1 protein-coding gene is annotated in these 395 nt (G+C 54.9%); it reads left to right on the top strand.

From position 1 onward, the window contains the following. The coding region (locus SB816_RS30055) for a hypothetical protein (protein ID WP_410548000.1) at positions 1-257 on the top strand (257 nt) is incomplete at its 5' end. Positions 258-395: the final 138 nt, after the last annotated feature.

Here is a 395-nt window from a genome sequence, read left to right as displayed (position 1 = left end):
CCCGCAGACAAGCCCCAAACTTCTTCGAGCATTTTATCGAACGCCAGGACTTCACGATCTATCGCCGCGAGGTTCATCGGCGGGATCTCGCGAAGTGCCCTCATTTTGACGGCGAGGTTCAAAGCTCGACGCATAGCCTCCACCTCCGTACGCATTTTCCAAAAGCACGAGCAGGAGCAACCATTCGCGTGAGCCGTCAGGAAGCTTTCCATGTGTTCAGTGGTGAAGCTTTCCGTGGCGACACCACGCTCGAATAGCCAATAGCCAAAGTGAAGGACGACAGCGGTATATTGGCGCTTGCGCCTAACGTCCAAATTTCGGCGCTCGCATTGGTCATGGAACATTCGAGCGAGCGGCGAAAGAATATTGTCCGGGTCTTCGGTTCGAAGACGGAG

Source organism: Achromobacter sp. SIMBA_011 (assembly GCF_046535435.1).
GTDB lineage: Bacteria > Pseudomonadota > Gammaproteobacteria > Burkholderiales > Burkholderiaceae_B > Achromobacter > Achromobacter dolens.
This window is presented reverse-complemented; position numbering and strand designations above follow the sequence as displayed.